At 38.8% G+C, this 5,042-nt stretch carries 3 protein-coding genes and 1 pseudogene; 2 read left to right on the top strand and 2 right to left on the bottom strand.

Translation table 11 applies throughout. The features are described from left to right. Window positions 1-82: 82 nt before the first annotated feature. Window positions 83-2,402: pseudogene (locus tag BHE89_RS09355) on the bottom strand (PqiB family protein). After that, complete coding sequence (gene yebS / locus BHE89_RS09350) at window positions 2,344-3,645, bottom strand: membrane integrity lipid transport subunit YebS (RefSeq protein WP_413242936.1); 1,302 nt, start codon at window positions 3,643-3,645, stop codon at window positions 2,344-2,346. The pseudogene BHE89_RS09355 and the gene yebS overlap by 59 nt, the downstream one beginning before the upstream one ends. Window positions 3,646-3,878: 233 nt before the next feature. On the opposite strand from yebS, the gene BHE89_RS09345 reads away from it, so the two are divergent. Together BHE89_RS09345 and proQ are read left to right on the top strand one after the other, a co-directional pair. Next, window positions 3,879-4,376 carry a GAF domain-containing protein gene (locus tag BHE89_RS09345; RefSeq protein ID WP_069369367.1) on the top strand — a complete coding sequence of 166 codons (498 nt, stop codon included), beginning with the start codon at window positions 3,879-3,881 and terminating at the stop codon, window positions 4,374-4,376. Window positions 4,377-4,471: 95 nt separating this feature from the next. Continuing rightward, window positions 4,472-5,042 (top strand): RNA chaperone ProQ (gene proQ / locus BHE89_RS09340; protein WP_128860426.1); only part of this gene is annotated, 571 nt, incomplete at its 3' end.

Below are 5,042 nucleotides of genomic sequence, written 5' to 3'. Positions count from 1 at the left end.
TTTTTAGAATAAAAAAAAACGGATCATTTTTTGTGATCCGCTTTAAATAAATTATCTGAAATAGGGGAGAATTATCTAATCTTTAAGGTTTAGGTATTGCCGTTCCCCATTCATCCCAATCCTTGGGTTCTTTATTATTTAAAATGAAATTCTGTTCCTGTTTGGCTTTTGCTTGTAATGGTGTAGAAGGTGGCGTTGCAAAAAGTGATCCCTCCACGTATAAATTGCTTGAATGTACCACTACGAATAACTCCGCCAGTTAAACCAAACGAGAAGTTATATCCGGATGAGAGCCAAAACTCTGTATTATTTCGAACAAGATATTGGTATTTTTTACTAATACGAATATGAATTAATACTCTGTCAGACATGTTTCCTAGTTCAAGGCCTGTTACGGCGCCAACCTCAAGACCACGGTAGTAAATGGGGGTGCCGATTTGTACCGAACCCGCTTCAGTGGCATTTAACACGAGGTTTAATCCATCGAGATAGCGTGAGTCTGTTATATTGGATGTTTGCAATTCAAATTGACGGTATACGCCACCATTACCAGGCTCTGCTTTAATATAAGGTTGTATAAGTGAATCTAAGTTATCTAATCCCGATGCCGTTAATTCGGGAGTCACAACAGCGAAGCGGCTACCTGATCTCGCAAAGGTTTTGACATAATCAGGGTAGAGAACCGCAGATACAGTCACTGCCTTTCTATCTGGAGAGAGGATTAATGATTCGACTTGCCCGATATCAATACCTAAATAACGAATAGGCATCCCTTCGGAAAGTTTGCTTGCGTCATATGTTTTTAAAGTAATTTGTGCACCGATAGCTCGTGCGCTAGTTTCTGATGGGTAGAGTTTGTAACGTGAAACATTACTATTGATATTTTCGAAATTATCAAAACTGATAGCGCCTTTTAAAGCACGATTTAGTGGCGTTGCTTCAACAGTTAATCCTGAACCATTAACGGATACTTTAGCTGCCCCCTCAGTCCAGAAGACACTCTTTTCTGTAAGCAAATGGCGATATTGTTTGGAAATATAAACATCAATATCAAATTCATCCATTAAAGGTCGAACATCAGTAATCTCGCCGACTTGAAATTGATGGTAAAGAACCACCGAACCTTTTTGGATCCCCGGAAGGCTTGATGCTTTTAAAGTGAGTGTTACAGGTAATTCATTACCATTAATACTGGCTTTAGCAAAAAAATCGTTACGATACAGGCGATACTGTTCTTTAGGTGCGCCTTTAGTACCTTGAATCAGGTGAATGCCTCCTTCAAGCCATTCTTGCGGTGTTGCACCTTGCACTTCAATGCCATTTAAACCCATATTGACGTTAATTCGACTATTGGCAACAAATTTACTATTTTCATAAATATAATGCTTATATTCAGGAGCAATAATTGCATCAAAAATAACTCCGTCATCACTCATATTGCGCTGAATAATTTGTCCAATAGTAATTCCTCTAAAAAGAATAGGTTGCCCTGCATCGACTCCCCAACTTTCTTCACTGGTTAGAGAAATAATTAAGCCATCTTCGCCATATATTGCTTTACCCGCATCTACGGAAGTTGCAGATTGTAAAACGAACTGCTGATTTTCTTGTGCTGGAGGACTATTTTCTGGGGAATCAAAAGCAATGGCGCCATTAATTAAAGCAGAAACACTTTCCATTTTTACTGATACGCCACTTTTTAAATTGAAACTACCTTGAAAGCCAGAGACATTCCAGAAATGACTATCTTGGCGAATTAAGTGGGCGTATTGCTTTTCAATACTCAGTTCAATAAAAATACCCTGATTATCAGGGCGGATTGTATAGCTATACACTTTCCCCACAGGGACTTGGCGATAATAAACTTGGGAGTCAACATTGAGTGATCCCAGTTTATCTGCTGTTAGCGTTATTAATTGCTGGTTTTTATCGATATTCGCTTGAGGACGAACTTCCTGAGCAATAAATTTAAACTGTTTTTCACCGTCACCCGGTAACATGCTGATATAGTTGCCACCAACTAAAGCATCTAGTCCCGAGACACCAGAAAGGCTGGCTTTAGGTGTAACCAACCAAAACTGTGTATTTTTGCGCAGTGCAGTCGCAAGATCTTTGCGGATATCAGCAGTAACAATAACTTGCCGTAAGTCATTGCTTAAAGTGATGTCCTTAACAAGACCGACATCAACGCCTTGATAGCGAATGGGTGTTCTGCCAGAGACAATTCCTGATGCAGATTGAAAATCAATCGTAATTTCTATTCCTTTATCTTGCCAATGTTGGAAAAGCAACCAACTCGCTATAAAAATGGCGATAACAGGGAGTAGCCAAAATGTTGAAATTTTACGTTTGTGGCGTATTTGGGCTTGTGTGTCCTGAACGTCGTTTTCTTCTTGTTGCATAAGTATCCCATAGTAAACGACTATCCAGCCATTCAACGGCAAGGATAGTAAGAATAACCGCAGTACCAAAATAAAAAGCCGCTGGTCCCATTGTAAAAGTCATCAGTTGATCACGATTAATCAATGACATCATCAGCCCAATTACAAAGAGATCAAGCATTGACCATCGTCCTATCCAAGAGACGAAACGGTATAATTTCATTCGAATTAGAGGATCAATACGAGAGTTAAAATGAATGCTTAATAATAAGCCCAGCATAATAATGATTTTGAAAAAAGGGACAAAAACACTGGCAATAAAAACAATAATCGCAATCGGAGTATTGCCTGAATTCACTAAGGAAAGTACACCTGAAAAAATCGTGTCTTCGCTACGTCGACCATTTAGGTAGAAAATAGAAATAGGTAATAAATTTGCAGGTATTAGCAAAATTATTGCTGAAATTAATGCCGCCCATGTCTTTTGCAAACTCATTGGTTGTCTTGGGGTATAGCAAGATTTACAACGTGGGCAGTGTGTTGATGGTGTTTTTTTAAAATGGTAATGACAAGCATGGCAAGTCGCAGGGCTTTTTTCTATTTCTTTTTGTGGATAGAAGCGTTGCCAAAGTTGGTCCATATTAATGTTAATGAGCATTAATAAACTGAGTATCATTAAAGAAACAAAAGCAATTAGACCATTGCCAATATAGACCGTTGCATAATCGCCTAATTTTATTGTTGCAACACCAAGCCCAATCAAATAGACATCGAGCATAACCCATTCCTTTAATTTTCCTAACATTAATAAGACTGGGCGAAGATTAAGGCGTAAGCGAGATCCTAAATGGAGATATAAAATAGCGATGGGGAGGCTAAGTGGTGCCGCAATAGCACAAAAGGCGACCATTGTCGCCGTAAGAGGGGAGCCTTGTTCTGACATCATACGAATACCATCGAGCACATTTGCCGTTATCATTGTGCCTAATAGGTGAATTTTAATTAGTGGTTGAGTAAATGCTATTGATGCCAAAATAAGCATGGTAATAGAGAGAATAAGTAGACGAGTTAATGACCAATATCGATAAGATGCAAGTTTGGCTTGGCAACGTGGGCAATAAGCATCCTCTCCACGCTTTAATGCAAGAGGGAGTGTCACGAGATGATCACACTCTTGACAGCGTATTGATTTTTTTTCCTTTGTTGCGATATTGTTCACTATGTTGCTCGCTAATTCGCCTAAGTTGGTTTTCTTCAGAGTTATCGTTTGATTAAGCTAAAAAAAAAGTACCTATACTCACTGGTTCACAAGTTATCATTTTTATTATATTTATGCTTTTCATTTTACAATACAAAGTGTCTGATTTTGTTGTGGGTGTTAAGGGAATATTCTCGTTTTTTTACCCAATTCTTGAAAATGGAGTATTCAACCTCAAGATAAAATAGGCTAAATTATGAGTATGTTATCTGTTTTAGTTACGCAAATAGGGTTTTATGATGCCAAAATCGCTTTTTTATCAGGAACTCACTGATAATTTGTCAGCCTTGTTGTCTGGTGAAAATGATCTTATAGCATCACTTGCTAATACCAGCGCCCTTCTTTACGAGAAGTTGGATACGATAAATTGGGTTGGGTTTTATCTTAATGATGGTGATTCATTAGTCCTTGGCCCATTTCAAGGAAAAATGGCTTGTGTAAGAATAGGTTTTGGAAAAGGAGTTTGCGGAACAGCATACTCTGAAAACAGAATTTTAAGAGTAAGTGACGTTCACCAATTTAGTGGTCATATTGCTTGTGACAGTGCCAGTCAGTCTGAAATTGTTCTACCTTTAGAAGTAAATGGACAAATTATCGGCGTTCTCGATATTGATAGTCCTATTTTTGATCGTTTTGATAAAAAAGATGAAAATGGGCTTAAAGCGTTGTGTGACGTGCTTTGCGAGCATTTAAAAACGTGTCATACAGCAAAATATTGTGAATTTTGTGTAAGTTAACAGGCGTTTGCCATAGAAATTGTTGGCAACACTATTATAATGTCGCTTGTTCATGCCTGCGCTGGTTGGCAAAACCGTTGTAATCAGGAAATTTCATGGAAAATCAACCTAAGTTGAATAGTAGTAAAGAAATCATCGCTTTTTTAGCTGAACGTTTCCCTAAATGTTTTATCGCTGAGGGTGAAGCTCGCCCTTTGAAAGTGGGCATTTTTCAAGATCTTGTTGAAGATCTGAAAGATGAAACTCAACTGAGTAAAACGCAGTTACGTTCGGCATTACGCTTGTATACCTCAAGTTGGCGCTACCTTTATGGAGTTAAAGAAGGAGCAAAACGTGTCGATTTGAATGGTAATGACTGCGGCGAACTGGAAGCTGAGCATATTGAACATGCTCGTACACAATTAGCAGAAGCTAAAGCGCGAGTTCAAGCTCAAAGAGCAGAACAACGTGCTAAGAAGCGCGAAGCTGAAGGTGATAAGGAGACCAGCAAACGTCCGACAGCGAAAAAGCCAAATAATACGCGTCGTCAGCCACCTAAAGAGGGTGAAAAACGACAGCCTCGTCCTCAAAAAGCGACTCAAGCACCTCGTAAAACACCACCACGTCAAAATACTGAAAAGTTAATTCCAGTGAAAGACACATCAGTTCTTACTGTTGGTCAATCGC

This window comes from Shigella sp. FC1967, assembly GCF_001743005.1.
Classification (GTDB): Bacteria; Pseudomonadota; Gammaproteobacteria; order Enterobacterales; family Enterobacteriaceae; genus Proteus.
This window is presented reverse-complemented; position numbering and strand designations above follow the sequence as displayed.